This window comes from Mesorhizobium sp. P2_E10, assembly GCF_056404235.1.
The window spans coordinates 235266-260653 of the sequence record NZ_JBFUEK010000001.1 but is presented as its reverse complement, the minus strand read 5'-3'; the positions used below and the strand labels follow the sequence as shown (position 1 = coordinate 260653).

The 25388-nt window shown below is 63.1% G+C and carries 28 protein-coding genes; 19 read left to right on the top strand and 9 right to left on the bottom strand.

What is annotated here, in order from left to right; translation table 11 throughout:
* Positions 1 to 80 precede the first annotated feature (80 nt).
* The 3 genes from AC1D0N_RS01395 to AC1D0N_RS01385 are packed head-to-tail and all read left to right on the top strand — an operon-like array spanning position 81 to position 2776.
* A complete protein-coding gene (locus tag AC1D0N_RS01395) occupies positions 81 to 1175 on the top strand; it encodes a fatty acid desaturase family protein (protein ID WP_477241844.1) in 1095 nt (364 codons plus the stop codon).
* 51 nt (positions 1176 to 1226) lie between these two features.
* Positions 1227 to 1541 (top strand): MocE family 2Fe-2S type ferredoxin, encoded by a 315-nt coding sequence (locus tag AC1D0N_RS01390; RefSeq protein ID WP_477240629.1) that lies wholly within the window; start codon positions 1227 to 1229, stop codon positions 1539 to 1541.
* Positions 1538 to 2776: an NAD(P)/FAD-dependent oxidoreductase gene (locus AC1D0N_RS01385; protein ID WP_477240627.1), complete on the top strand. Its 1239-nt coding sequence runs from the start codon at positions 1538 to 1540 to the stop codon at positions 2774 to 2776. Before AC1D0N_RS01390 ends, AC1D0N_RS01385 begins: the two co-directional genes overlap by 4 nt.
* A 16-nt stretch (positions 2777 to 2792) precedes the next feature.
* On the opposite strand, the gene AC1D0N_RS01380 is transcribed toward AC1D0N_RS01385, so the two are convergent.
* The 5 genes from AC1D0N_RS01380 to hslV form a co-directional block, all read right to left on the bottom strand.
* Positions 2793 to 3752, bottom strand: a complete 960-nt coding sequence (locus tag AC1D0N_RS01380; protein ID WP_477240625.1) for a DUF1402 family protein — start codon at positions 3750 to 3752, stop codon at positions 2793 to 2795.
* A gap of 177 nt (positions 3753 to 3929) precedes the next feature.
* The gene (hslU, locus tag AC1D0N_RS01375) at positions 3930 to 5243 is read right to left on the bottom strand and encodes an ATP-dependent protease ATPase subunit HslU (protein WP_477240623.1); all 1314 of its coding nucleotides are present in this window, start codon (positions 5241 to 5243) and stop codon (positions 3930 to 3932) included.
* Between the two features lie 4 nt (positions 5244 to 5247).
* Positions 5248 to 5847, bottom strand: coding sequence for a DUF2585 domain-containing protein (locus tag AC1D0N_RS01370; RefSeq protein WP_477240622.1), 600 nt, complete (start codon positions 5845 to 5847; stop codon positions 5248 to 5250).
* 4 nt (positions 5848 to 5851) lie between these two features.
* Positions 5852 to 6379, bottom strand: a complete 528-nt coding sequence (locus tag AC1D0N_RS01365) for a GNAT family N-acetyltransferase (protein ID WP_477240620.1) — start codon at positions 6377 to 6379, stop codon at positions 5852 to 5854.
* Positions 6369 to 6920 (bottom strand): ATP-dependent protease subunit HslV, encoded by a 552-nt coding sequence (hslV, locus tag AC1D0N_RS01360; RefSeq protein ID WP_109666998.1) that lies wholly within the window; start codon positions 6918 to 6920, stop codon positions 6369 to 6371. The genes AC1D0N_RS01365 and hslV overlap by 11 nt, the downstream gene beginning before the upstream one ends.
* Before the next feature lie 215 nt (positions 6921 to 7135).
* On the opposite strand from hslV, the gene hisB reads away from it, so the two are divergent.
* The 9 genes from hisB to coaA are packed head-to-tail and all read left to right on the top strand — an operon-like array spanning position 7136 to position 12859.
* Positions 7136 to 7735 (top strand): imidazoleglycerol-phosphate dehydratase HisB, encoded by a 600-nt coding sequence (gene hisB / locus AC1D0N_RS01355; protein ID WP_477240617.1) that lies wholly within the window; start codon positions 7136 to 7138, stop codon positions 7733 to 7735.
* Between the two features lie 4 nt (positions 7736 to 7739).
* Positions 7740 to 8213: a DUF2628 domain-containing protein gene (locus tag AC1D0N_RS01350; RefSeq protein ID WP_477240615.1), complete on the top strand. Its 474-nt coding sequence runs from the start codon at positions 7740 to 7742 to the stop codon at positions 8211 to 8213.
* 1 nt (position 8214) lies between these two features.
* A complete protein-coding gene (gene hisH / locus AC1D0N_RS01345; protein WP_477240613.1) occupies positions 8215 to 8865 on the top strand; it encodes an imidazole glycerol phosphate synthase subunit HisH in 651 nt (216 codons plus the stop codon).
* Positions 8862 to 9152 (top strand): DUF1330 domain-containing protein, encoded by a 291-nt coding sequence (locus AC1D0N_RS01340; protein ID WP_477240611.1) that lies wholly within the window; start codon positions 8862 to 8864, stop codon positions 9150 to 9152. The genes hisH and AC1D0N_RS01340 overlap by 4 nt, the downstream gene beginning before the upstream one ends.
* Positions 9153 to 9155: 3 nt before the next feature.
* Positions 9156 to 9905 (top strand): 1-(5-phosphoribosyl)-5-[(5-phosphoribosylamino)methylideneamino]imidazole-4-carboxamide isomerase, encoded by a 750-nt coding sequence (gene hisA, locus AC1D0N_RS01335; protein WP_477240609.1) that lies wholly within the window; start codon positions 9156 to 9158, stop codon positions 9903 to 9905.
* A complete protein-coding gene (locus tag AC1D0N_RS01330; protein WP_477240607.1) occupies positions 9902 to 10738 on the top strand; it encodes an arginase family protein in 837 nt (278 codons plus the stop codon). The genes hisA and AC1D0N_RS01330 overlap by 4 nt, the downstream gene beginning before the upstream one ends.
* On the top strand, positions 10735 to 11541 hold the full coding sequence (hisF, locus tag AC1D0N_RS01325) for an imidazole glycerol phosphate synthase subunit HisF (RefSeq protein ID WP_477241842.1): 807 nt from the start codon (positions 10735 to 10737) through the stop codon (positions 11539 to 11541). Before AC1D0N_RS01330 ends, hisF begins: the two co-directional genes overlap by 4 nt.
* Positions 11542 to 11549: 8 nt before the next feature.
* A complete protein-coding gene (locus AC1D0N_RS01320) occupies positions 11550 to 11867 on the top strand; it encodes a phosphoribosyl-ATP diphosphatase (protein ID WP_477240605.1) in 318 nt (105 codons plus the stop codon).
* 32 nt (positions 11868 to 11899) lie between these two features.
* Entirely contained in the window at positions 11900 to 12859 is a 960-nt protein-coding gene (gene coaA / locus AC1D0N_RS01315; protein ID WP_477240603.1) for a type I pantothenate kinase, read from the top strand.
* On the opposite strand, the gene AC1D0N_RS01310 is transcribed toward coaA, so the two are convergent.
* From AC1D0N_RS01310 to AC1D0N_RS01295, 4 genes are all read right to left on the bottom strand, one after another.
* The gene (locus AC1D0N_RS01310; RefSeq protein WP_477240601.1) at positions 12846 to 13877 is read right to left on the bottom strand and encodes a phosphatase PAP2 family protein; all 1032 of its coding nucleotides are present in this window, start codon (positions 13875 to 13877) and stop codon (positions 12846 to 12848) included. The genes coaA and AC1D0N_RS01310 overlap by 14 nt on opposite strands.
* 168 nt (positions 13878 to 14045) lie before the next feature.
* Positions 14046 to 14666, bottom strand: a complete 621-nt coding sequence (locus AC1D0N_RS01305) for an alpha-ketoglutarate-dependent dioxygenase AlkB family protein (protein WP_477241840.1) — start codon at positions 14664 to 14666, stop codon at positions 14046 to 14048.
* Between the two features lie 125 nt (positions 14667 to 14791).
* Entirely contained in the window at positions 14792 to 15229 is a 438-nt protein-coding gene (gene arfB, locus AC1D0N_RS01300) for an alternative ribosome rescue aminoacyl-tRNA hydrolase ArfB (protein ID WP_477240599.1), read from the bottom strand.
* A gap of 77 nt (positions 15230 to 15306) precedes the next feature.
* The gene (locus AC1D0N_RS01295) at positions 15307 to 16917 is read right to left on the bottom strand and encodes a phosphoenolpyruvate carboxykinase (RefSeq protein WP_477240597.1); all 1611 of its coding nucleotides are present in this window, start codon (positions 16915 to 16917) and stop codon (positions 15307 to 15309) included.
* A 342-nt stretch (positions 16918 to 17259) separates the two neighbouring features.
* Between AC1D0N_RS01295 and AC1D0N_RS01290 the strand changes: the two genes are divergently transcribed.
* From AC1D0N_RS01290 to AC1D0N_RS01260, 7 genes are all read left to right on the top strand, one after another.
* A complete protein-coding gene (locus AC1D0N_RS01290) occupies positions 17260 to 17961 on the top strand; it encodes a response regulator transcription factor (protein ID WP_013528337.1) in 702 nt (233 codons plus the stop codon).
* 24 nt (positions 17962 to 17985) lie between these two features.
* Positions 17986 to 19770: a stimulus-sensing domain-containing protein gene (locus tag AC1D0N_RS01285; RefSeq protein ID WP_477240595.1), complete on the top strand. Its 1785-nt coding sequence runs from the start codon at positions 17986 to 17988 to the stop codon at positions 19768 to 19770.
* Between the two features lie 3 nt (positions 19771 to 19773).
* Positions 19774 to 20220, top strand: coding sequence for an HPr kinase/phosphorylase (locus tag AC1D0N_RS01280; RefSeq protein ID WP_477240593.1), 447 nt, complete (start codon positions 19774 to 19776; stop codon positions 20218 to 20220).
* 164 nt (positions 20221 to 20384) lie between these two features.
* Entirely contained in the window at positions 20385 to 20786 is a 402-nt protein-coding gene (locus tag AC1D0N_RS01275; RefSeq protein WP_477240591.1) for a PTS sugar transporter subunit IIA, read from the top strand.
* The gene (locus AC1D0N_RS01270; protein WP_477240589.1) at positions 20783 to 21079 is read left to right on the top strand and encodes an HPr family phosphocarrier protein; all 297 of its coding nucleotides are present in this window, start codon (positions 20783 to 20785) and stop codon (positions 21077 to 21079) included. The genes AC1D0N_RS01275 and AC1D0N_RS01270 overlap by 4 nt, the downstream gene beginning before the upstream one ends.
* Before the next feature lie 152 nt (positions 21080 to 21231).
* Complete coding sequence (gene ahcY / locus AC1D0N_RS01265) at positions 21232 to 22632, top strand: adenosylhomocysteinase (RefSeq protein ID WP_477240587.1); 1401 nt, start codon at positions 21232 to 21234, stop codon at positions 22630 to 22632.
* A gap of 186 nt (positions 22633 to 22818) precedes the next feature.
* Entirely contained in the window at positions 22819 to 25383 is a 2565-nt protein-coding gene (locus AC1D0N_RS01260; protein ID WP_477240585.1) for a sensor histidine kinase, read from the top strand.
* The last annotated feature ends 5 nt before the right edge of the window (positions 25384 to 25388 follow it).

Sequence of the window (25388 nt, the reverse complement as noted above, 5' to 3'; positions counted from 1 at the left end):
TCTGACGCCAGCCATTGCGCCCGAGCTTCCGTTGTGGGCTGATCGCAAGGCGCGATGGAGGAACCTCGATGACGGCAGTGATGGAAGCAGCACCGTCCCGGCGCGACTACAGCCTGATCGGCCGCGACGCCAGGCTCGCCGTCGAGACCGGGCTGTCGGCGGCGGAGTGGTATCACACCGATGTCTCGCGCAAGCAGATGAAGGAGCTGATGCAGCGCTCGGACCAGCCGGCGATCCGCGACACCATCATCTGGCTTGCGGCCCTTATCCTCAGCGCGGCCGGCGGCGCCTGGTTCTGGGGCACATGGTGGTGCGTGCCGTTCTTTTTCGTCTACGGCACGCTTTACGGCTCTTCTACCGATTCCCGCTGGCACGAATGCGGCCATGGCACGGCCTTCAGGACGCAGTGGATGAACGATGCAATCTATCAGATCGCCTGCTTCATGATCATGCGCAATCCAGTGACCTGGCGCTGGAGCCACACGCGGCACCATACCGACACCATCATCGTCGGCCGCGACCCGGAGATATCGGTGATGCGGCCGCCGGACCTGATCCGTACGGCGCTGGCCTTCGTCGGCGTGCTGGATGCCTGGCATGCGATGAGCGACATGCTGCGCAACGCGGCCGGCAACATCAGCCCGGCGGAAAAGACCTTCATTCCCGAGCAGGAGCAGCCGAAGGCGATCCGCATTGCCCGCATCTGGACGGCGATCTATGCCGCCACCATCGCGCTGGCGCTGTACTACGGCTCATTCCTGCCGCTGATGCTGGTCGGCCTGCCCAGGCTCTACGGCGCCTGGCACCATGTGCTGACCGGCCTGCTGCAGCATGGCGGCCTCGCCGACAACGTCATCGACCATCGGCTCAACAGCCGCACCGTGCTGATGAACCCGATCAGCCGCTTCATATACTGGAACATGAACTACCATGTGGAGCACCACATGTTCCCGATGGTGCCCTATCACGCACTGCCGAAGCTGCATGAGCTGATCAAGCACGATCTGCCGGCGCCGACGCCGTCGATCCTGGCCGGCTATCGCGAGATGATACCGGCTTTCCTGCGCCAGTTGCGCAATGAAGACTATTTCCTCAAGCGCGAGCTGCCGCCGACGGCGCGGCCCTATCGTGGCGAATTCCACAGCGACCCTGCTGCTGCGAAGGCAGCGGAATGACAGCAGCCCGTAACGGGCAGCTGACGGGCCAAATTCTACCGGGAGGAATTAATGAGCGACTGGGTCGAGGCCTGTGCGGCCGGAGACATCGACGAAGAGGATGTGATGCGGTTCGACCACGGCGGCCGCACCTTCGCCATCTATCGCAGCCCCGATGACGACTATTTCGCCACCGACGGGCTGTGCACGCACGAGAAGGTGCATCTGGCCGACGGGCTGGTGATGGACGACATCATCGAATGCCCGAAACACAATGGCCGCTTCAACTACAAGACGGGTGACGCCAGGGGCGCGCCGGTCTGCGTCAACCTGAAGACCTATCCGGTCAAGGTCGACGCCGGCAAAGTGCTGATCCAGATCGGATGATGGCGATGACAAAAGGCATGGTCATCATCGGTGCCGGCGAATGCGGCGGGCGCGCGGCGCTGGCGCTGCGCGACCTTGGCTATGACGGCCCCGTGACGCTGGTCGGTGACGAACCGCATCTGCCCTATGAGCGGCCTCCGCTGTCGAAAGACGCGATGGTCAGCGACGCGCCCGAGATCAAGGCGATTGCCAGCGAGGCCTTGCTGGCCGAAAAATCGATCAGGCATATCCATTCGGTCCAGGCCGTGTCGATCGACCGCACAGCACACAGCGTGCGCCTGTCGGACGGTTCGGTGCTGCCTTATGACAGACTGCTTCTGGCAACCGGCTCGACGCCGCGCAGACTGCCGATGCCGGGCCTTGGGCCGCGCTGCGTCTATCTCAGAACTTTTGCCGACGCGCTGGCCATTCGCGCCCATTTGCGGGCCGGCAACCGCATCGCCATCGTCGGCGGCGGCTTCATCGGGCTCGAGCTTGCCGCAGCAGCGCGCAAATTGGGCGCCGATGTCACCGTCATCGAGGCGCAGCCGCGCATTCTGATGCGCGGCGTGCCGGCCGAAATCGCTAAGGTGATCCACGCGGCGCATGAAGCCGAAGGCGTGACCATCCTGTGCGGTGACGGCATCGCGGCCATCGCCGACGACGGTGCGCAGGTGCGCATCACGCTGGCCGGCGGGCGCGACATCGTCGCCGACCTTGCGGTGATCGGCATCGGCGCCGTACCGGTGACCGGACTTGCCGCGGAAGCGGGGCTGACGATCGACAATGGCATCGCGGTCGATGGCGAATTGCGCAGCAGCGATCCCGACATTTATGCCGCCGGCGATTGCTGCTCGTTTCCGCTGGCCGTCTATGGCGGAAGGCGGGTGCGGCTCGAAGCCTGGCGCAACGCACAGGAGCAAGGCGCGCTTGCCGCGAGAAACATGCTGGGCGCCGGCGAGGCGCATGCAGCGGTGCCGTGGTTCTGGTCGGATCAATATGGCCTGAGCTTGCAGATCGCCGGCCTTTCGGATGAAGGCCGCAGCGTCGTGCGCCGTGATCTCGACGACGGCGCCTTCATCCTGTTCCACCTGGCTGAGGACGGCAGGCTGGTGGCGGCGAGCGGCATCGGCCCCGGCAATGCGGTCGCCCGCGACATCAGGCTGGCCGAGATGCTGATCGGCAAGCGGGCAAAGCCGACGCCGGAAGCGCTCGGCTCGCAGACCGTCAAGCTGAAGTCGTTGCTGGCGGCGTAGACCGCATCAACGCATCCTAGAACAGCGCCTTGAGCTCCGACAGTTTGTCGTTGACCAGCCAGCCGTAGTAATTTTCCTCGGGCAGCTTCACCGGCTCGCCGGCGGCGCGGCGCCTGTCATTCTCGACCTTCAGCTCATAGGCGTGCTGTTCGGGATTGCCGATATTGTACAGCGTCGAGGTGACGCCGGGATTGCCTGAGATGTCGAAGCCGGCAATGCCCTTGTAGGCGTCGATCGATTTCTTGATCGTCGCCGCGACATAAGGCAGAGTCAGGTCCGGATCCATGATGGTCTTGTAGACGGCGTTCGGATCGCTGACGTCGAGCTTCGGCAGGCCGGACACCTTGTGCACGAGATCGCTCATCTGCAGCGCGGTCAGCGGGTTGAGCTGGCCAAGGCCAAAGGTCTGGCCTGCATAATAGGGCTGGAAGAAGGTGGCGCCGAAGCGGTCGTTGGGAAAACTCTCCCCGCCGACGCTCTTGCCGCGAAAGGACCGGTTCCACACCTGCTCGCGGCATTCCCACAGATCGTAGCTGTCCGACTTGGCGGTGCATTTGGCGAATTCCGGCCGCTGCACGAAATCGGTGATGTCCTCGCCGTCATAGGCAAAGGAGAGCTTGCTGGAGAGATAGGAGATCGCCTTGACGTAGTAGGTCTGCAGCCGGTCATAGGCGTCGACATTGTAGGTATGCTCGCCGACGATGGCGCCGACGATATGCATCGGGTCGATGCCGTAGGCGGAGGCCGCCTGCTTGATCTTGCCGCGCAATTCGGCGTCGCTCTGCAGTAGCGCGTAGACCTTGCGGTATTTCGCCTGGAAAGTGGTGTTGGTGGCCTGGGTGCGTCGGCTGGAAGCGCCCGGTATGTCGGGCTGTTCGACGTTGCGGTTTCCCGGCGGCACCATGGTTGCCGCCTGGGCCGCGAACATGGTTGTCGCCAGCGCCAAGCCGAGAATGACGAAGATCAGTTTTTTCATGCACCGCCGCCTAAATAGTCGGGGGGCAAACTAGGTAATGCTCCTAGGGGAGTCGATAGACCCCTTGGCCCGGCGGGTCGAAAGCTGGCCAGATGCTTCCATTTGGCCACACCTTCGCAAATCCTGCCGGCAGATTGCGTGCCGCCCCGGCCCGCCCTTTACGAGATGAATTGCCCTTTAAAGGATGAATCGCGACAAATCTGTGTTTCTGGAGAGGTCACCGACGTGCTTTTCCACATAGGCGGCGTCGATGATCACCGAGGTGCCGTTACGGTCGGGCGCATCATAGGAGATCTCGTCCAGCACCCGCTCCATCACCGTCTGCAGGCGCCTGGCGCCGATGTTCTCGACGCTGGCGTTGAGGTCGACGGCGATGCCGGCAAGCGAATCGATGGCATCGTCGGTGAAGGTCAGGTCGACGCCCTCGGTCTTCATCAGCGCGATGTATTGTTTGATCAGACTGGCCTCTGTCTCGGTGAGGATGCGGACGAAATCGTCCTTCTCCAGCGCCCGCAATTCGACGCGGATCGGCAGGCGGCCCTGCAATTCCGGCAACAGGTCGGACGGCTTCGAAACATGGAAGGCGCCGGAGGCGATGAACAGGATGTGGTCGGTCTTCAGCGGTCCATACTTGGTCGCCACCGTCGTGCCTTCGATCAGCGGCAGCAGGTCACGCTGCACGCCTTCGCGCGAAACGCCGGCCCCCATGCCGCCTTCGCGCGACGCGATCTTGTCGATCTCGTCGAGGAAGACGATGCCGTCATTTTCCGTCGCATCGAGCGCCTGGCGCACCACCTCGTCCTGGTCGAGCAGCTTGTCGGACTCGTCGTTGACCAGAAGCGCGTAGGATTCCTTCACCGTCGTCTTGCGCGTCTTGGTCTTCTTGCCGCCCATCGCCTTCGACAGCATGTCGTTGATGTTGAGCACGCCGATATTGGCGCCCGGCATGCCGGGGATCTCGAAGCCGGGCATGCCGCCAGTGCCGGTATCGGCCACTTCGACCTCGATCTCCTTGTCGTCGAGCTCGCCGTCGCGCAATTTCTTGCGGAAACTGTCGCGGGTGGCCGGGCTCGCCGTCTTGCCGACAAGGGCTTCCAGCACCCGTTCCTCGGCATTGATATGGGCGCGCGCCTTGACGTCTTCGCGCATCTTATCGCGCACCAGGCCGATGGCGATCTCGACCAGGTCCCGGATGATCTGCTCGACATCGCGGCCGACATAGCCGACCTCGGTGAACTTGGTCGCCTCGACCTTGACGAAGGGTGCTCCGGCCAGACGCGCCAGGCGGCGCGAAATCTCGGTCTTGCCGACGCCGGTCGGCCCGATCATCAGGATGTTCTTCGGCATCACCTCTTCACGCATCTGGCCTTGGAGCTGCTGGCGGCGCCAGCGGTTGCGCAAGGCAATGGCCACGGCGCGCTTGGCGTCTTTCTGGCCGATGATGAAGCGGTCGAGCTCCGAAACGATTTCGCGGGGAGAAAATGTCGTCATGTCACTAAATTCCACTTTGCCACTGCTTGATGGCCTCGAACGGATGCAGCAGCATGATCACGTTGAGTGTCAGATTGTCCCGGATGAGGTAGCCGGTACCGAGTTCGAAGATGATGGCGAGGCTGACGATCACCCATATAGGTAGCCTTCGCGCCATCACAAATCCCAGCACCATGGCCAGTGTGTCGGACACCGAATTGATGATGCTGTCGCCGTAGTAATCGAGCGAGATGGTGCCGGCGCGGTAGCGGTCGATGATGAACGGGCTGTTCTCGAGCAATTCCCAGCCACCCTCGATGAGGACGGCAAAGGCCAGCCTGAGCCCGATCGGCGAACGCGGGAACAGGAACCGCGCCAGCGCGTAGAACAGGAAGCCGTGGATGATGTGCGAGAAGGTGTACCAGTCGGAAATATGCTGGGAATTCTCCGAACTCTGCACAACACCATGCCAGAGTTTGACATAGCCGCAGGTGCAGATCGGCGTTCGCCCCATGCCGTACAGCGCCCCGGCCTGGAAGACGATCAGAGCGAGGACGAGCAGCAACCCCATCCGCCAGGAGTCTTCATAGGCCGAATAGCTGTCGTCCTTGACCGGTGTCGTCATCAGGTCATTTCCCCTCTTCCGTGTCGCTCTCTTCGGCATCGACGGCCATCAGAACGACGTCCCCATATCTAGAGTGCCTGCGATCGATGGCTCTGAAACCGGCCTTCTCATAGGCGCGAATGGCCCGTCCATTGGACGGATCCGGGTCGATGATGACGCGCGGCGCGCCTTCCTCGAACAGCTGCTCGACGAACTGGCGGACAATGGCCGAGCCATGGCCGGCCCCGACAAATCCCGGCACGCCGATCGACAGGTCGATGCCGAGCGTGCCGAATGGCTGGTCGGCATAGGGATGGCCGTCCTCCAGGTGCGGGTCGTAGCTCTGCAGATAGGCGATCGGCTTGCCGTCGAGCTCGACGATCAGCGGTTCGACGGAAATCGAGTCGATATGCTCACGAATTTCAGCGATTTCCGTTTCGGAATCGTCCCACCACTCAGCCACATGCGGCTCGGCGAGCCATGCCGCGATCATCGGCAGGTCCTTCTCGGTCACCGGCCGAAAATCGTAGAGCAAAACCGGATCAGCCGGCATCGAGCGTTTCGATGACGAAATTGTTGTTGGTGTAGACGCAGATGTCCGACGCGATCTGCATCGCCTTGCGGGCGATCTCCTCGGCATCCTTGTCGCTGTCCATCAGCGCGCGCGCCGCGGCCAGTGCGTAATTGCCGCCCGAGCCGATGGCCATGACGCCGAATTCGGGCTCGAGCACGTCGCCGGTGCCGGTCAGCGCCAGCGAAACCGACTTGTCGGCCACCAGCATCATGGCTTCCAGACGGCGCAGATAGCGGTCGGTGCGCCAGTCCTTGGCGAGTTCGACGCAAGCCCGCGTCAGCTGGTCGGGATATTGTTCGAGCTTGGCTTCCAACCGCTCCAGCAAGGTGAAGGCGTCGGCGGTGGCGCCGGCAAAACCGGCAATGACATTGCCGCCCTTGCCGATGCGGCGCACCTTTTTGGCGTTGCCCTTCATGATGGTCTGGCCAAGGCTGACCTGGCCGTCGCCCGCGATCACCACCTTGTTGCCCTTGCGCACCGTCACGATGGTCGTGGCGTGCATGGTCAGTTCATTCGACATTTCTTGGGCTCCGAGCAGCGCCATCCCAAAAGGCGATTGGCGCGTTACGAGTGACTTGATCGGCCATATGTATGCATAGGCCCGGCGATTGCAAACCGGCCTCGATGCGGCTTGGCATGGCAACTGGCAATCGCCGGATCATGCTGCTAGAAGGCTCTCGTTTTCAAGCAGTGAAGGCTTGGAAAGCCTGCAAACTCCAAGACAAGGACAAGGTCATGCCGACCCGTTCCGCGCAAGCAAGCCGCAAGACCAAGGAAACCGATATCTCCGTATCGGTCCATGTCGACGGCTCGGGCAAGTCAGACATTGCGACTGATATCGGCTTCTTCGACCATATGCTGGATCAGTTGTCGCGCCATTCGCTGATCGACATGACGGTCAAGGCCACGGGCGACCTGCACATAGACGACCACCACACGGTCGAGGACACCGGCATCGCGCTCGGCCAGGCGCTCAGCAAGGCGCTGGGCGAACGGCGCGGCATCATGCGCTATGCCTCGATCGACCTCGCCATGGACGAGACGCTGACGCGGGCGGCGATCGATGTCTCCGGCCGCCCTTTCCTGGTGTGGAATGTTGCCTTCTCGTCGCCGAAAATCGGCACCTTCGACACCGAACTGGTGCGTGAATTCTTTCAGGCGCTGGCGCAGAATGCCGGCATCACGCTGCATGTGACCAACCACTACGGCGCCAACAACCACCATATCGCCGAGACCTGCTTCAAGGCGGTGGCGCGGGCGCTGCGCGCTGCCCTTGAACCCGACCCGCGCCAGCCGGACGCGGTGCCCTCCACCAAGGGATCGCTGAAGGGATAGTATCATGGCCATCTATGTCGTGATGGAGCCACCGGGCCGCGGCGAAAAGGCCGATACGACCTTTGTCCGTGACGGCTTTTCCTGGCTCGGCTTCCTGGTGACGCCGTTGTGGCTCGCCTGGCACCGGCTGTGGGTCGAGGCGGCGCTTGCCTTTGTCGCGATGGCCGCGCTGTCGCTGCTCGGCGAGAAACTGGGTCTCGAATGGGCCGGCTCGGCTCTCTCGCTGCTGGTCTCGCTCTATGTCGGGCTGGAGGGACAGGCTTTGCGGATCGCGGCGCTGCACCGGCGGGGCTGGCATCAATGGGGCGTCGTCGAGGCCGATGGGATCGACGATGCCGACACCCGCTATGCGCTGGAAACCGAGGCGCCGTCGGATGAAGGCGCGCCGGTGCATCGCATCGTTCCGGACGCCGCCCAGGCGCGGCCGGCGCAGCCGGGCATGGCGCTGGGGCTGACCCACACGCCGGGAAAGACCTGAGATGCGGGTAGCGATCATCGACTACGGGTCGGGCAATCTGCGCTCGGCCACCAAGGCCTTCGAGCGCGCCGCGCATGAAGCCGGCATCGCTGCCGCCATCGAGCTGACGGCGGACGCCGAACGGGTGCGCACCGCCGACCGCATCGTGCTGCCCGGCGTCGGGGCCTATGCCGATTGCGCGGCGGGCTTGCGTGCCGTTGCCGGCATGTGGGAAGCGGTGGAGGAGGTGGCCATCGCCAAGGGGCGGCCGTTCCTCGGCATTTGCGTCGGCATGCAGTTGATGTCGGAACGCGGCCTCGAAAAGACCGTTACCAAAGGCTTTGGCTGGATCGCCGGCGACGTCAAGGAGATCAAGCCCTCCGATCCGGCGCTGAAGATCCCGCAGATCGGCTGGAACACGATCGATCTGGAGCGCAAACATCCGCTGTTTTCCGGCATTCTCACCGGACCCAAGGGGCTGCACGCCTATTTCGTGCATTCCTACCACCTCGATGCAACGAAGCCGACCGAAGTGCTGGCCGTCGCCGACTATGGCGGCCCGGTGACGGCCGCTGTCGCCCGCGACAACCTCGTCGGCACCCAGTTCCATCCCGAAAAGAGCCAGGCGCTCGGCCTGGCGCTGATCACCAACTTCCTGCGGTGGAAGCCATGAGCAAGAAGGGCTACTGGATGGCGATGATCGAGGTGACCGATCCGGAAAACTATCCGCTCTACATCGCCGCCAACAAAGCGGCCTTCGACAAATACGGCGCAAGATTCCTGACCCGTGGCGGCCAGTCGTCGAGCCCGGAAGGGCCGTCCGGCAGTCGCCACATCATCATCGAGTTCGAGAGCTACGCGGTCGCACTCGCCTGCTTCCATTCACCCGAATACCAGGCGGCGCTAAAACTCCGGCGGCTTTATTCGACGTCGCATTTCGCCATTGTGGAAGGGGTGTGAACCGTGATCCTGTTTCCGGCCATAGACCTCAAGGACGGCCAGTGCGTGCGGCTGAAGCACGGCGATATGGCGACCGCGACGATCTACAACGACGATCCGGCAGACCAGGCCAGAGCCTTCGAAAGCCAGGGCTTCGAGTGGCTGCATGTCGTCGACCTCAACGGCGCCTTCAAGGGCCAGAGCGTCAACAGCGCGGCGGTCGGCGCCATCCTCAAGGCAACGAAGAACCCGGTGCAGCTCGGCGGCGGCATCCGCACCCTGGAACAGATCGAGGACTGGCTCGATCGCGGGCTCGCCCGAGTCATTCTCGGTACGGTGGCGGTGCGCGATCCCGACCTGGTCAAGCAGGCCTGCAAGGCGTTTCCGGGCAAGATCGCCGTCGGCATCGACGCCAAGGGCGGCAAGGTGGCGGTCGAGGGTTGGGCCGAGGCCTCCAGCCTCGGCGTCATCGAACTGGCAAGGAAATTCGAGGGCGCCGGCGTCGCCGCCATCATTTACACCGACATCGACCGCGACGGCGTGCTGACCGGCATCAACTGGGATGCAACGATCAGCCTCGCCGAAGCGGTGTCGATCCCGGTTATCGCCTCGGGCGGCCTGGCTTCGATCGCCGACATCGTGCGCATGACCATGCCCGATGCGCAAAAGCTCGAAGGCGCTATTTCCGGCCGCGCGCTCTATGACGGGCGCATCGACCCGACCGAGGCCCTGGCGATCCTGCGCGGCAGGCCGGTGGCGGAGGCGAGACCGTGAAAGTCTCGATCGTCCTGGCCTCCTATGACAGCGGTTATTATCACGGCGGCATGGGCCAGGGACCGGACGCGCTGATATCGGGCGGGCTGGTCGAAGCGCTGACGCTGGCCGGCCACGACGTTGCCGTCGAGGACATCGGCAAGGTCGGAGATGAGCAGGAGCGCGAAATCGCAACAGGCTTTGCTGTCTGCAACGCCGTCTCCGGCGAGGTCCGCATTGCTCGCGACAGGGGGCGGTTTCCCATTGTGCTCGCCGGCAATTGCCTGACATCAGCCGGTGCAGTCGCCGGCGGGGACGCCGATTCGATCATCTGGGCCGACCAGCATGGCGACCTCAACACGCCCGAGACATCCGTTTACGGCTTTCTCGACGGCATGGCGTTGGCGACGGTTCTGGGGCTGTGCTGGCGGCCGATGGCGAAAGCCATTCCCGGCTTTCATGCGATCGACCCGTCCCGCTGCGTGCTGGTCAACGCCCGCGACCTCGATCCGGCGGAAGAGCTGCTGCTGGAGACATTGCCGGTCATTCGAGCGGAATGCCCGGATGCGGCAAAGGCGGCCGGAAGACTGAAGGCCACCGGCGTCAAGCGAACGCATATGCATCTCGACCTGGATGTCCACGACCCCAACGAATTGCAGGCCAATCGCTATACGCATTCGGGCGGGCCGAGACCGGCACAGTTGCGCCAGGCGGTCTGCGGCATGGCCGGTTTGCTGCCGATCGTCGGCATCACCATCTCTGCCTACGATCCGGCGTTCGACGCGCAAGGCGATGTTCCGCCGCTGGTCGGCCAATTGCTGACCGATCTGCTGGCAACGGTGGAGAAAAGCTGATGCTGAAGGCCCGCGTCATCCCCTGTCTCGACGTGAAGAACGGCCGCGTTGTCAAGGGCGTCAATTTCGTCGACCTGATCGACGCCGGCGATCCGGTCGAGGCGGCCAAGGCCTATGACGCGGCCGGCGCCGACGAGCTCTGCTTTCTCGACATCACCGCCTCGTCCGACAACCGCGAGACGATCTTCGACGTCATCGCCCGCACCGCCGAACAATGCTTCATGCCGCTGACCGTCGGTGGCGGCGTGCGCCAGGTCGCCGACATCCGAAAACTGTTGCTGGCCGGCGCCGACAAGGTGTCGATCAACACGGCGGCGGTGAAGAACCCTGATTTCGTCGCTGAAGCGGCCGATAAGTTCGGCAACCAGTGCATCGTCGTCGCCATCGACGCCAAGAAAGTGTCGGCGGCGGGCGAGGCCGACCGGTGGGAGATCTTTACCCATGGCGGCCGCGAAAAAACCGGCATCGACGCAGTCGAATTCGCGCGAAAAATGGTCGATCTCGGCGCAGGCGAAATCCTGTTGACGTCGATGGACCGCGACGGCACCAAGGCCGGCTACGACATCGCGCTGACCCGCACCATCGCCGACGCCGTGCGTGCGCCGGTGATCGCATCTGGCGGCGTCGGCACGCTCGACCACATGGTCGAAGGCATTCGCGACGGCCATGCCGGGGCTGTGCTGGCGGCATCGATCTTCCATTTCGGCACCTACACGATCGCGCAGGCCAAGGCGCATATGGCGCTTGCCGGGCTGCCGATGCGCCTGGACTCGCCGTTTCACTCCAAACCACAAAGGCTGTAGGCTGCGTCATGGCTGAGTTCTCGCTCTCCGATCTGGAGAAAACCATCCGCGAACGCGCGCAGTCCGGCGACCCGGACTCGTGGACGGCAAAGCTGTTTGCGCGCGGCATGGACAAGGCGGCGCAGAAACTCGGTGAAGAGGCGGTCGAAACCGTCATCGCCGCCGTCAAAGGCGACAAAAAAGCTCTCGTTTCGGAAAGTGCCGATCTTCTATATCATTGGCTCGTCGTTCTCGGCATCGCCGACATTCCGCTGAGCGACGTGCTCAAGGAGCTCGAAACCCGCACCGGGCGCTCGGGCATCGCAGAAAAGGCGTCTCGGTCCTGAGACGCTGACCGCTGAGGAGGGCAGGAAACTCGATGGACCAGCTCGCTCCCACCGAGAAATATTCACCCTTTCGTTTCTTCTCGGCCGAGCAATGGTCGCAGTTCCGCGCCGACACGCCGCTGACGCTCGGCGAGGATGAAATCAACCGCCTGCGTTCGCTGAACGACCCGGTCGATCTCGAAGAGGTCAAGCGCATCTATCTGTCGCTGTCGCGGCTCTTGTCCGCGCATGTCGAGGCGAGCCAGCTCCTGTTCCGCCAGCGCCAGGCCTTCTTCAACGCGCTGGATGTGGTCAAGACGCCGTTCATCATCGGCATTGCCGGCTCGGTTGCGGTCGGGAAGTCGACCACGGCACGCGTGCTCAAGGAACTTTTGGCGCGCTGGCCGTCGAGCCCGAAGGTCGATCTGATCACCACCGACGGTTTCCTGCTGCCCAACGAGGTGCTGCGGCGCGACAATCTGATGGAGCGCAAGGGCTTTCCCGACAGCTACGATGTCGGTGCGCTGCTGCGTTTCCTGTCGGGCATCAAGTCGGCGCAACGCAATGTCCGGGCGCCGGTCTATTCGCATTTGACCTATGACGTCATCCCCGGCGAGTTCGTCACCATCGATAGGCCGGACATATTGATCTTCGAAGGCATCAACGTGCTGCAGCCGGGTAAATTGCCCAGGGATGGCAAGATCGTGCCGTTCCTGTCGGACTTCTTCGACTTCGCCATCTATATCGATGCCGACGAGAAGCTGATCCACCAATGGTACATTGCCCGCTTCATGCGGCTGCGCGAGACCGCCTTCCGCAATCCGGACTCCTTCTTCCACCGCTATTCGCAACTGTCAGAAGGCGCGGCACGCGCCATTGCCGAAGGGTTGTGGGCCAACATCAATCTGAAGAATCTGCGCGAGAACATCGTGCCGACGCGGGCGCGGGCCGATCTCATCCTGCGCAAGGGCGCCAATCACCTGGTCGAGGAAGTGGCGCTCAGGAAGTTGTGACGGCAGCCCCCGGGCGGTCCACGATATCGGTCGACGGCTCGTCCTGTGTCTGTAGCCGCAAATAGGGCCGATCCGCGGGGACGAGTTTACGCGCCACGACATAGATCACGATCGCGACAGCGGCGGCGGCATAGCCGTCGATGGCATAGTGCCAGGCTAGATAGACCGAACTGACGGCGACAAAGGCCACATAGACGAACGCCAAAGCGCCGAGACGGCGACTATACTCCCACACGAAAAGCGCGTTGAGCATCACCAACCCGACATGCACGCTGGGAAAGGCCGAAATACCTGAGGCGAACCCAGTCTGCCTGGCTTCATGGAGCGTCCACAAATATTGCTGATAGGAAACAGCGGAGTTGGCGGATTCGGCGCCGTGGGCCAGGAATGCCAGCTGTTCGCCAAACCGCGCCGTGTCGCCCGTGACGGCACCATAGAACGCCGGACCGGCCGACAGGAACAGCCCAGCCAGGATGTTGCCTACGACAACCCAGACCACCATGAAGCAGGCGACATAGCGCGTTCGAACCGACGCCGTCCGCGGCGATGTCGCGACAAAGAACAAGGCGCCGAAATTGAGGACGAACCACAAAACGTTGTAGTTCCACTCGACGGCGGTCCGCACGAAATCATTTTCAGCGACCACGTAGAGCCAGCGCCACGGATCGGCGCCGAAATGCAGGAAGGCGTCGATGTCGGCATGTGTCACATCGAATGGAAAGCCATCCTGCCAGACCGGCATGCCATTTTTCACGGAGGTGAATGTGCCTTGAAAGATCATGAGCGCCATGAGGAGGCATAGACCCGAGAGCGAGTATGCCAGCCGTGATGTCGAAAACACCTGTTTCGCTGCCAGACGGCGCCTGCCATCGAAGCGGTGCATGAGCAGGCTCACGTCGACAAGAATGGCGAAGACCGGCAGCATCACGCCGTTCAGCAATATCCAGCGCCCGAAATATATCGAATACGCGCTGCGGTCGGCCGCGCCGATCGCATGCAGAAAGACCAGGCCGGCCAAGGTGTAGATGGCAATGAACAGATAAAGGCCGGAATCCCGGCGGACCAGCGGGATTGCTCCGTTGGCGGCGGCCCACAGTTGACGCAAGATTACACTGCTGTCTGTCATGATCCCCGAGCCGACGTTGCAATGCCCAGGCACGTTTACGAGGAAAACCTGTAGAATCGGTTAGTGTCCCGCCCGCGTGACCCGCCGCAGCGTCAGATTGATGCGTCCGCCGTTCTTGAGCAGCGCCGAGGTCGAGGGATAGATACGGTCGACGCCGTGGAAGCAGAGGCGGCCCTCGCCGCCAAGCACGACGACATCACCGCTTTTCAGCCTGAATGATTTGGTCGCCCCGTCGCGCGTGGTCTGGCCGACCCTGAACAGGCAGTCGTCGCCGAGCGAGACGGAGACCACAGGCGCCGCGAAATCGGCCTCGTCGCGGTCCTGATGCAGGCCCATTTTGGCGTCCTGCGCATAGAAATTGACCAGGCAGGCCTCCGGCGGCTGCGGATAGGCCGAGACTTCGCGCCACAATTGCAGGAGCACCTCGGGGATCGCCGGCCACGGCTCTCCGGTCACCGGATGGGTCGGCTGGTAGCGATAGCCAAGCTCCTTGTCGGTGACCCAGCCAAGCGCGCCGCAATTGGTCATGCGCACGCTCATCTCCTTGCCGGTGCGCGGCATGGCCGGCACGAACAGAGGGGCTGCCTGCACCACGCTTCTCACATCCTCGACCAGCGCCTCCTGTATGGCGCGCGACAGATAGGCTGGCATGTGGCGCACGCCTTTGGGCAGGACAAGCATCAGATTGGCCGTTTCATTCGGTTCATCCGGCAACAATGCCATCGCCAAGCAAGAACGGCGACCCGAAAGCCACCGTTCTTCAATTCCGCCCCTCCGGCCAGAAAGAAAATACTGGCGGGTCGCACTCAGTCGTCGCCGACCCGGCCGCGCAATTTCTTGATTGTCCCGCGCCCGGCCTTGCTCTTCAGCCGCCGCTCGACCGCGCCTTTCGACGGCCTCGTCTTCTTGCGCGGCGGCGGTGGCGGCTCGGCCGCCTTGGCGACCAGCGCCGTCAGGCGTGCCCGCGCGTCCGCCCGGTTCTGCTCCTGCGTGCGGTAGCGGCCGGCCTCGATGACGATGACGCCATCCTTGGTGGCGCGCTGGCCGGCGAGCTTTATCGTCCGCTCGCGCACGCGCTCCGACAGGCCCGCCGCGTTGGCGGCGTCAAAGCGCAACTGCACCGCCGTCGCCACCTTGTTGACGTTCTGGCCGCCAGGCCCGGACGAGCGGATGAAATCCTCGTGCAGGTCGCCCGGATGGATTGTCGCCTCGTCGGCAATGATGATCTTGTCGTCGGCAGTCATGCCGCACTCATGGCGCGGCGGACGAAAAAAGAAAAGGCCCGATCACAACCGGACCTTCCAGGAATGGAGCGGTGCCCCTACTCCGCTGCTTCCTGCAAGCGCGGCGCGGCGCCCAGCACGTTGGCGTCGACATGCGGTTCGAATTTTTCGAAATTGACGGCGAACATGCCGACCAGCCTTGCCGCCTGCCGGTCGTAGGCAGCCTTGTCGGCCCAGGTCGACCGCGGATCGAGAATGGCACTGTCGACGCCGGCAACCGCCACCGGCACGTCGAAACCAAAATTGGCATCGGTGCGGAAATCGGCCGCCTTCAGCGAACCGTCGAGGGCCGCGGCAAGCAGCGCCCGCGTCGCCTTGATCGGCATCCTCTTGCCGGTGCCATAGGCGCCGCCGGTCCAGCCGGTGTTGACCAGCCAGCAATCGACATCGTGACGCGCGATCAGTTCGCGCAGCAGATTGCCGTATTCTGAGGGGTGGCGCGGCATGAACGGCGCACCGAAGCAGGTGGAAAACGTCGCTTCGGGCTCGGTGACGCCCTTTTCGGTTCCCGCCACCTTGGCCGTGTAGCCGGAGAGGAAATGATACATTGCCTGCGCCGGGGTCAGCCGGGCGATCGGCGGCATGACGCCGAAAGCATCGGCGGTCAGCATGATGATGTTCTTCGGGTGGCCGGCGCGGCCGGTCTTCGAGGCGTTGGGGATGAAATCGAGCGGATAGGCGCAGCGTGTGTTCTCGGTCAGCTTTCCGTTGTCGAAATCCGGCACCCGATTGACGTCGAGGATCACATTCTCCAGCACGGTGCCGAAGCGCTGCGTGGTGGCGAAGATTTCCGGCTCGGCTTCGGCCGAGAGCTTGATCGTCTTGGCGTAGCAGCCGCCTTCGAAATTGAAGATGCCGTGCGGCCCCCAGCCGTGTTCGTCATCACCGACCAGTGTCCGCGACGGATCCGCCGACAGCGTCGTCTTGCCGGTGCCCGACAGGCCAAAGAAGACTGCCGCGTCACCAGCCGGCCCTTCATTGGCCGAGCAATGCATCGGCATGACGCCCTTGGCCGGCAACAGATAGTTGAGCATGGTGAACACCGACTTCTTCATCTCGCCGGCATAGGTGGTGCCACCGATCAGCACGATCTTGCGCGCCAGATCGACCCCGATCACCGTTTCGGTGCGGGTGCCGTGGCGGGCCGGATCGGCGCGGAACGACGGCAGGTCGATGATCGTCATCTCGGGCACGAAATGTTCGAGCGCGGCGGCTTCAGGCCGTATGAGCAGATTGCGGATGAACAGCGAGTGCCAGGCGAGTTCGGTGACGACCCTGGTCGTCAGCTTCAATCCGTCGTCGGCGCCGCCGACCAGATCCTGCACATAAAGGTCCTTGTCCGCCGCATGGGCGCGAAAATCGGCAAGCAGCGCCTCGAACTGGGCCGGCGAGATCGCCTTGTTGTTGTCCCACCAGACATGTGGCGCGGTCGCCTCGTCGCGAACGACAAACTTGTCCTTGGGCGAGCGGCCGGTGTGCTGACCGGTCTCGGCGACAAGCGCGCCATGCGCGGTCAGCCGGGCCTCGCCGCGGCCGATTGCCTGCTCGTAAAGCTGAGCCGCGCCGAAATTATAGCGCACCACGCCTGACGTCAGGAGGCCGATCCGATCGATCGCGCATGCGGGGTTGCGTTTGCCGGCTTCCAACATGGGTGTCCCTTCTTCGATTTGCCGCATCTTGCCGGCGAATTTTTCCGGAGCCCTACTGCAGGGCTGAAAGGCTCAGAACCAGAAAACCCGAATGATATCAAATCATTAATCGATTTAAAAATTTTAAAAGTTGTTTAAATCGTTTATATGTGCAAAAAGTCGGGTGGTTGCCCAAAGGATTGGCAGTCTTTGTTCGTCCAATCCGTGTAGTGGTGTGATTGTGGCCGCCGGCATGCCGCTCGTGACAGCGGTCTGAGCCTATGCCACATTTTGTACCTAATTTGTCCTGCAAAAGCCCCTTCTCTACGAAAGAAGGGACAGCTCATGAGGGAGCCGCTTGAAATGGCAACGATCGCGCTTGTCGATGACGACCGCAACATTCTGACTTCGGTGTCGATTGCCCTCGAATCCGAGGGCTATCGCGTCGAAACCTACACGGATGGGGCGTCAGCGCTGGAGGGCCTGGCGGCGCGCCCGCCGAACCTCGCCATCCTCGACATCAAGATGCCGCGCATGGACGGTATGGAACTGCTGCGCCGCATGCGCCAGAAGTCCGACCTGCCGGTGATCTTCCTGACCTCGAAGGACGACGAGATCGACGAGCTCTTCGGCCTCAAGATGGGCGCCGACGATTTTATCCGCAAACCGTTTTCGCAGCGTCTTCTGGTCGAACGGGTCCGCGCCGTGCTGCGCCGGGCCAGTGCCCGCGAGGCAGCGGCGAAGACACCCAGCCAGCAGGCCCGCTCGCTCGAGCGCGGCCAGCTTGTCATGGACCAGGAGCGCCACACCTGCACCTGGAAGGGCGAGCCGGTGACGCTGACCGTGACCGAATTTCTCATCCTGCACTCGCTGGCGCAGCGTCCCGGTGTGGTAAAAAGCCGTGATGCGTTGATGGATTCAGCCTATGATGAGCAGGTCTATGTCGACGATCGCACCATCGACAGCCACATCAAGCGGCTGCGCAAGAAGTTCAAGGCCGTCGATGATGACTTCGAAATGATCGAAACGCTTTACGGAGTCGGGTACCGGTTCCGCGAAGCTTAAGAACGGACCGGGAGCTGCTATTCTATGGCAGTTGACGTAGAGCGAGGCAGACGGGCGGGCGCCGGCAGGCGGCCGTCCAGGATTCTGCCCGCATTTCTGTCGAGGCTGACGGTGCCAATGCGCCGTTTCCTCGGCCACCATATCTTTTCCAGCCTGACCCGGCGCATCCTCTTCCTCAACCTTGCCGGCCTGGCCGTTCTGGTCACCGGCATCCTCTATCTCAACACGTTTCGCGACGGGCTGATCGATGCCCGCGTCGAGAGCCTGATGACGCAGGGCGAGATCATCGCTGGCGCGATTGCGGCGTCGGCGACGGTCGAGACCGATTCGATCAGCATCGACCCGGAAAAGCTGCTGGAGCTGCAGGCCGGCGAAAGCCTCGGCCCCGGCTCGGACCAGCTCGACAATCTGGATTTCCCGATCAATCCGGAGCGCGTGGCGCCGGTGCTGAGACGGCTGATTTCGCCGACGCGCACCCGCGCCCGCATCTACGATCGCGACGCCAATCTGCTGCTTGATTCACGCCATCTCTATTCGCGCGGCCAGATCCTTCGCTACGACCTGCCGCCTGTCGAGGAAGAAGAGCCCGACCTTGTCGAGCGCGTGCAGAAATTCGTCTTCGATTTCTTCCGCAACACTGAACTGCCGGTCTACCACGAACAGCCGGGCGGCAATGGCGCCGCATTTCCGGAGGTGGTCAAGGCGCTGACCGGCAGCCCGTCGACCATCGTGCGCGTCTCGGAGCAGGGCGAGCAGATTGTTTCGGTGGCCGTGCCGATCCAGCGCTTCCGTGCCGTGCTCGGCGTGCTCATGCTGTCGACGGAAGGCGGTGACATCGACAAGATCGTCGCTGCTGAACGCAAAGCGATCCTGCGCGTCTTCGGCATTGCCGCCCTGGTCACCGCCATCCTGTCGATGCTGCTGGCCTCGACCATCGCCAACCCGCTGCGCCGGTTGTCGGCGGCGGCAGTGCGGGTGCGGCGCGGCGTCAAGAATCGTGAGGAAATCCCCGACTTTTCCGACCGGCAGGACGAGATCGGCAATTTGTCGATCGCCATACGCGACATGACCAATGCGCTCTACGCCCGTATCGAGGCGATCGAGAGCTTTGCCGCCGACGTGTCGCACGAATTGAAGAACCCGCTGACGTCGCTGCGCAGCGCCGTGGAAACCCTGCCCTTGGCGAAGAACGATAATTCCCGCGCGCGTCTGATGGAGATCATCCAGCACGATGTCCGGCGGCTGGACCGGCTGATCACCGATATTTCCGACGCGTCGCGCCTTGACGCCGAGTTGGCGCGTGAAGATGCCGGAACGGTGGATCTGAAGAAATTCATCACCGACCTCGTCGCTGTTTCACGTGAGGCGACGCGCAACAAGAAGGCGGTCGAGATCGAGTTCAAGGTCGCCAAGCTGCCGCAAGGCGTCAAAGGCTATTTCGTCGTCGGCCATGATCTCAGGATCGGCCAGGTCGTCACCAACCTGATCGAGAATGCCCGCTCCTTCGTTCCCGAAGAGCACGGCCATATCGCGATTTCCCTTGCACGCGCGGGCAAGTTCAACATCGTCACCGTCGACGACAATGGCCCCGGCATCCGGGCCGACAACATCGACCGTATCTTCGAACGCTTTTACACCGACCGGCCGGCCGGCGAGGCGTTCGGCCAGAATTCAGGCCTCGGCCTGTCGATCTCGAGGCAGATCGTCGAAGCCCATGGCGGCACGCTGACCGCGGAGAACATCCCGGGTACCAAGCCCGGCGAGATCAAGGGTGCGCGCTTCGTGGTGACGCTGCCGGCCGAAGGCTGATCCGTGCAAGCGGAAAACATTCATGGAACGGCGCTGCTCATCGGCGAACGCGGTGTGCTCATCACCGGACCGTCCGGCGCCGGCAAGACGACGCTGGCGCTGGTGCTGATCGACCATTGCCGGGCGCGCGGGCTGTTTTCACGGCTGATCGGCGACGACAGGCTGCTTGCGGCCACGCGCGCCGGGCGGCTGATCTGCCGCGTACCCGCCACCATTGCCGGCCTCGCAGAAGTGCCGGGATTCATGCCACGGCCGCTGTCGTTCGAGCCAAGCGGGGTGATCGACCTCCATATCCGATTGGTGCCGAAGCATGCGAGGGACCGCTTCCAGGAAGACTTCAGCGAGCCGATCGCGGGCTGTCCGGTACCGCGGATCGATCTCATCGAGCGCAACGTTGCGACGGCCTTGCCGGCCGTAATGGCGCGGCTGTCGATCGCGGCTTTCGCATGATCCGGTTTCGATTTCTTGCTGCAATGCGTCAAAATGGCGTCGGTCGGCGCAATTTTGGGCTTGTCAACGCGCCTCGCGTCGACAAGATAGCGCTCCCGCCGCCTGGAATGGCCGGCGAGCATAAAATACGCCTGTGAAGCGGCGATGACGGGAGCCACCAACGAATGATCGGACTCGTGCTTGTAACGCACGGTCAACTGGCCGCCGAGTTCCGCCATGCCGTGGAACATGTCGTGGGGCCACAAGACAATTTCGAAACCGTGGCGATCGGCGCCGATGACGATATGGAGCAGCGCCGCAGCGACATCGTCGAAGCCGTGGCGCGCGTCGACACCGGGTCGGGCGTCATCGTGCTGACCGACATGTTTGGCGGCACGCCGTCCAACCTCGCCATCTCGGTGATGGAATCCGGCCGCACCGAAGTCATTGCCGGCATGAACCTGCCGATGCTGATCAAGCTGTCGAGCATTCGCAAGGGCGACAATATGAGTGCGGCGCTCGACGAGGCGCAGGCCGCGGGGCGCAAATACATCAACGTCGCCAGCCAGCTGCTGAGCAGCAAATGAACGCGCTGTCGCCGGAAAAAGACCATATCGTCCGCGAGTTTCCGATCGTCAACCAGCGCGGCCTGCACGCGCGTGCCTCGGCCAAGTTCGTCCAGGTCGCCAGCGGCTTCGACGCCGCGGTCCATGTCGAGAAGGACGGCGTCAAGGTCGGCGGAACCTCGATCATGGGCCTGATGATGCTGGCGGCAAGCCCAGGCTATTCGATCCGCGTCACCGCCAGCGGGCCTGAAGCCCTGGAAGTCATCGACGCGCTGGAGCAGCTGGTCGCTTCGCGCTTCGGCGAGGAGTCCTGATGGGCACCTCCAAAGACATGCACGAATAAAGATTTCTTTATATCCCATTGTCGTGCGACCGGCGATCTGCTAGTCAGGCCGGCAATCCGCGCCCTTCGACGCGCCTTCCGGCGTGGGCGCATCCCTGAGATTTTTCACACCGGAGCACTGCCATGACGGGTAGCAAGGACTATGTGGTCGCCGACATTTCGCTTGCCGGCTGGGGCCGCAAGGAAATCGAGATCGCCGAAACCGAAATGCCGGGCCTGATGGCCTGCCGCGAGGAATTCGGCGACAAGAAGCCGTTGAAGGGCGCGCGCATCACCGGCTCGCTGCACATGACCATCCAGACGGCGGTGCTGATCGAAACGCTGAAGGCGCTCGGCGCCGACATCCGCTGGGCCTCCTGCAACATCTTCTCGACCCAGGACCACGCCGCTGCCGCGATCGCCGAGGCCGGCATCCCGGTGTTCGCCATCAAGGGCGAGTCGCTCGAGGACTACTGGGACTACACCGACCGCATCTTCCAGTGGACCGATGGCGGCACCTCCAACATGATCCTCGACGACGGCGGCGACGCCACCATGTACATCCTGATCGGCGCCCGCGCCGAGGCCGGTGAAGACGTGCTGTCCAACCCGCAGAGCGAGGAAGAAGAGTACTTCTACGCCCAGGTCAAGAAGCGCCTGAAGGCCTCGCCCGGCTTCTTCACCAAGCAGAAGGCGGCGATCCGCGGCGTTACCGAAGAGACGACGACCGGCGTTAACCGGCTCTATCAGCTGCAGAAGAAGGGCCTGCTGCCCTTCCCGGCGATCAACGTCAACGATTCGGTGACCAAGTCGAAGTTCGACAACAAATATGGCTGCAAGGAATCGCTGGTCGACGGTATCAGGCGCGGCACCGACACGATGATGGCCGGCAAGGTCGCGGTCGTCTGCGGCTATGGCGACGTCGGCAAGGGTTCGTCGGCCTCGCTGAAGGGCGCCGGCGCCCGCGTTAAGGTCACCGAAGTCGATCCGATCTGCGCGCTGCAGGCGGCCATGGACGGCTTTGAAGTCGTCACGCTGGAAGATGCCGCGCCGACGGCCGACATCATCATCACCACCACCGGCAACAAGGATGTCGTCACCCTCGACCACATGCGCTCGATGAAGGACATGGTGATCGTCGGCAACATCGGTCACTTCGACAACGAGATCCAGGTGGCTGCGCTGCGCAATCTGAAATGGACCAACGTCAAGCCGCAGGTCGACCTGATCACCTTCCCGGATGGCAAGCGGATGATCCTTCTGTCGGAAGGACGCCTGCTCAATCTCGGCAACGCTACCGGCCACCCCAGCTTCGTCATGTCGGCGTCGTTCACCAACCAGGTGCTGGCGCAGATCGAGCTCTACAGCAAGCCCGGCCAGTATGAGAATCAGGTCTATGTGCTGCCCAAGCATCTCGACGAGAAGGTCGCGCGCCTGCATCTCGACAAGCTTGGCGCCCGCCTGACCGAACTGTCCGGCGAGCAGGCTGCCTATATCGGCGTGACCCCGCAGGGGCCGTTCAAGCCGGAACACTACCGCTATTAACCAAAGCGGAAATCCCCACTAGATATTGTAGCCGGGCGATTGACTTTTCGCCCGGCTTTATTTTTGCGCTGAATGATTCTTCACGCCGATTCGCGCAAGCGCTATGGTGCTGATTCGGTCCGGGGACGAGGACCGACGCACGCATTTTGGGCGGTCTTGCATTCAGGCGGCGAAGAGGACCAAGACATGCCGGGGGAAAACCCGCCTCGCGCGGGACAGGCCGTTTCCGGCGGCCGCAACGATTCGGGTGTCACCGGCTCCGCTGTCACGGGCGGCGGCCTTTCATGGCGCCTTGGCGCACGCGTCGGGACATGCCTTGCCACTTCCGCACTCGCCGGTCCGCTGCTTGGCTTTGCGGCGCATGCCGAGCCTAGCATTGCCCAAAAAGCCGGACTGTCGGTCAGCACGGTCGAGGTCATGCAGCTGGCGATGTTTGTCGGCGTCATGGGCGCGGCACTTGTCTCGGCGATCTTCCTGATCCGCGAACGGGCGCGCACCTCGGCGCAGAATGTCGAACTCAGGGCCCGCATCGCCGATGTCAACGTAGCGCTGCAGCGTTCCGAAGCGATGCTCAATTTGCGCGACCAGCGCGTGATCGTTTGGACCTCGGAAAACAAGAAGCCCGAGCTGATCGGCACGTTGCCGATCGAGAGCGGCGCCCCGGAAGATCGCGCCGCCTTCCTCGCCTTCGGCCGTTGGCTGATGCCGCGTTCGGCGGCAGCGCTCGAGAACGCGGTGGCGGGATTGCGCGAAAAGGCGAAGTCCTTCGACCTGGTCATCGAATCGCAGGCCGGAGCGCCGCTCGAAGTGCACGGCCGCAAGAGCGCTGCCCATGTGATCGTGCGTTTCGTCTCGCTTTCGGAAACACAGCGAAGCCAGGCCAGGCTGAAGATCGACAACCAGCGGCTGGCCGCCGACTACGACACCGTGATCGGGCTTCTCGACGTGCTCAAGATGCCGACATGGCTGCGCGCCGCCGACGGACGACTGAAATGGGTCAACCGCGCCTATGCCGAGGCGGTCGAAGCAAAGGACGCCGAAGCCGCCGTTCGCGACGCCAAGGAATTCCTCGGCGGCCAGGCGCGCGATGCAATCGCCGAGCAGCACAAATCGCGGCCGGTGTTTGAACAGACACTGTCGACGGTGATCGAGGGCGACCGCCGCATGTTTGCGGTGACCGACTTCGCCGGCGCCGACGGCTCCGCCGGTATCGCCAGCGACACCAGCGCCATCGAAACCATTCGTGGCGAGTATGAGCGCACGGTGAGAAGCCACGCCGACACGCTCGACCAGATGACCACCGCCGTTGCGATCTTCGACACCGACGAGAAGCTGCGCTTCTTCAACCAGGCCTTTCAGAAACTGTGGAGCCTCGACAGCGGCTTCCTGCACAGCGCCCCCGACAACGCGCTGCTGCTCGACCGGCTGCGCAGCGAAGGCAAGATCGCCGAGCAGCCCGAATGGCGGCGCTGGAAGGAAAGCCTGCTCGGCGCCTACCGCGCCGTCGAATCGCAGGAGCATTGGTGGCATCTGCCCGACGGCAAGACCATCCGCGTGGTGGCCAACCCGCAGCCGAAGGGCGGCGTGACCTGGGTGTTCGAGAACCTGACCGAGAAGATGGACCTCGAAAGCCGCTACCAGACCGCGGTGCGGGTCCAGGGCGAAACGCTCGACAACCTTGCCGAGGGCGTGGCGGTGTTCGGTCCTGATGGACGGCTGCGTCTGTCCAACCCCGCCTTCGTCGCGCTGTGGGGGCTGGGCGCCGATGTCGTCAAGCCCAACGTCCATGTCTCGGCGATCCGCGATCTCAGCGACCAGCGCGCCGCGGACAGCCCATGGGGCGGGTTCGTTGCCGCCATCACCGGTTTCGATGACGAGCGCCGCGACCGTCACGGCCAGACCGAACTCAACAACGGCAATGTGCTGCGCTATGCCGTCATCCATCTGCCCAACGGGCAAGTGATGATGACCTTTGTCGACGTCACCGACAGCGTCAATGTCGAGCGGGCGCTGAAAGACAAGAACGAAGCGCTGGAAAAATCCGACCAGCTCAAGAACGAGTTTGTGCAGCACGTCTCCTACGAGCTGCGCTCGCCACTGACCAACATCATCGGCTTCACCGAGCTTTTGTCGCTGCCGACGACCGGCCCGCTCAGCCCGAAGCAGCGCGAATATGTCGAGCATGTCGGCTCGTCTTCGTCGGTGCTGCTGACCATCGTCAACGACATACTCGACCTGGCGACGGTCGACGCCGGCATCATGCAGCTCGACATCTCCGAAGTGAGTATCGACCGGACCATCGCGGCCGCGGCCGACCTGGTTGCCGACCGGCTGGAAGAGCATTCGATCAAGCTCAGCATCGATGCGGCCGCGGCGCCCAAAAGCTTCCACGGCGACGAGATCCGCATCCGCCAGATCCTCTACAATCTGCTGAGCAACGCCGCCAACTATGCGCCGGAGGCGAGCACCATCACGCTCGCCTGCCGCCAGCTGGCGCAAGGCGTCGAGTTCTCCGTCCATGATGATGGCCCAGGCATGCCGCCGGACCTGCTCGATTCGGTGTTCCGCCGCTTCGAGCCAAAGACCAATGGCGGCCGCCGGCGCGGCGCCGGGCTTGGCTTGTCGATCGTCAAGAGCTTTGTCGAATTGCATGGCGGCAGCGTCCGCATCGAGACTGGCAAGGACAAGGGCACCACCGTCATCTGCACCTTTCCCGACGCCCCGTCGGGCGTTCGCGCCGCGGCCGAGTAGCGCCT

Excerpts from the sequence above, each read along its gene's own strand:
- AC1D0N_RS01395 (WP_477241844.1), top strand. The coding sequence starts at position 81 with ATGGAAGCAGCACCGTCCCGGCGCGACTACAGCCTGATCGGCCGCGAC.
- AC1D0N_RS01390 (WP_477240629.1), top strand. The coding sequence starts at position 1,227 with ATGAGCGACTGGGTCGAGGCCTGTGCGGCCGGAGACATCGACGAAGAG.
- AC1D0N_RS01385 (WP_477240627.1), top strand. The coding sequence starts at position 1,538 with ATGATGGCGATGACAAAAGGCATGGTCATCATCGGTGCCGGCGAATGC.
- AC1D0N_RS01380 (WP_477240625.1), bottom strand. The coding sequence starts at position 3,752 with ATGAAAAAACTGATCTTCGTCATTCTCGGCTTGGCGCTGGCGACAACC.
- hslU (WP_477240623.1), bottom strand. The coding sequence starts at position 5,243 with ATGACGACATTTTCTCCCCGCGAAATCGTTTCGGAGCTCGACCGCTTC.
- AC1D0N_RS01370 (WP_477240622.1), bottom strand. The coding sequence starts at position 5,847 with ATGACGACACCGGTCAAGGACGACAGCTATTCGGCCTATGAAGACTCC.
- AC1D0N_RS01365 (WP_477240620.1), bottom strand. The coding sequence starts at position 6,379 with ATGCCGGCTGATCCGGTTTTGCTCTACGATTTTCGGCCGGTGACCGAG.
- hslV (WP_109666998.1), bottom strand. The coding sequence starts at position 6,920 with ATGTCGAATGAACTGACCATGCACGCCACGACCATCGTGACGGTGCGC.
- hisB (WP_477240617.1), top strand. The coding sequence starts at position 7,136 with ATGCCGACCCGTTCCGCGCAAGCAAGCCGCAAGACCAAGGAAACCGAT.
- AC1D0N_RS01350 (WP_477240615.1), top strand. The coding sequence starts at position 7,740 with ATGGCCATCTATGTCGTGATGGAGCCACCGGGCCGCGGCGAAAAGGCC.
- hisH (WP_477240613.1), top strand. The coding sequence starts at position 8,215 with ATGCGGGTAGCGATCATCGACTACGGGTCGGGCAATCTGCGCTCGGCC.
- AC1D0N_RS01340 (WP_477240611.1), top strand. The coding sequence starts at position 8,862 with ATGAGCAAGAAGGGCTACTGGATGGCGATGATCGAGGTGACCGATCCG.
- AC1D0N_RS01320 (WP_477240605.1), top strand. The coding sequence starts at position 11,550 with ATGGCTGAGTTCTCGCTCTCCGATCTGGAGAAAACCATCCGCGAACGC.
- coaA (WP_477240603.1), top strand. The coding sequence starts at position 11,900 with ATGGACCAGCTCGCTCCCACCGAGAAATATTCACCCTTTCGTTTCTTC.
- AC1D0N_RS01305 (WP_477241840.1), bottom strand. The coding sequence starts at position 14,666 with ATGCTTGTCCTGCCCAAAGGCGTGCGCCACATGCCAGCCTATCTGTCG.
- arfB (WP_477240599.1), bottom strand. The coding sequence starts at position 15,229 with ATGACTGCCGACGACAAGATCATCATTGCCGACGAGGCGACAATCCAT.
- AC1D0N_RS01295 (WP_477240597.1), bottom strand. The coding sequence starts at position 16,917 with ATGTTGGAAGCCGGCAAACGCAACCCCGCATGCGCGATCGATCGGATC.
- AC1D0N_RS01290 (WP_013528337.1), top strand. The coding sequence starts at position 17,260 with ATGGCAACGATCGCGCTTGTCGATGACGACCGCAACATTCTGACTTCG.
- AC1D0N_RS01285 (WP_477240595.1), top strand. The coding sequence starts at position 17,986 with ATGGCAGTTGACGTAGAGCGAGGCAGACGGGCGGGCGCCGGCAGGCGG.
- AC1D0N_RS01275 (WP_477240591.1), top strand. The coding sequence starts at position 20,385 with ATGATCGGACTCGTGCTTGTAACGCACGGTCAACTGGCCGCCGAGTTC.
- AC1D0N_RS01270 (WP_477240589.1), top strand. The coding sequence starts at position 20,783 with ATGAACGCGCTGTCGCCGGAAAAAGACCATATCGTCCGCGAGTTTCCG.
- ahcY (WP_477240587.1), top strand. The coding sequence starts at position 21,232 with ATGACGGGTAGCAAGGACTATGTGGTCGCCGACATTTCGCTTGCCGGC.
- AC1D0N_RS01260 (WP_477240585.1), top strand. The coding sequence starts at position 22,819 with ATGCCGGGGGAAAACCCGCCTCGCGCGGGACAGGCCGTTTCCGGCGGC.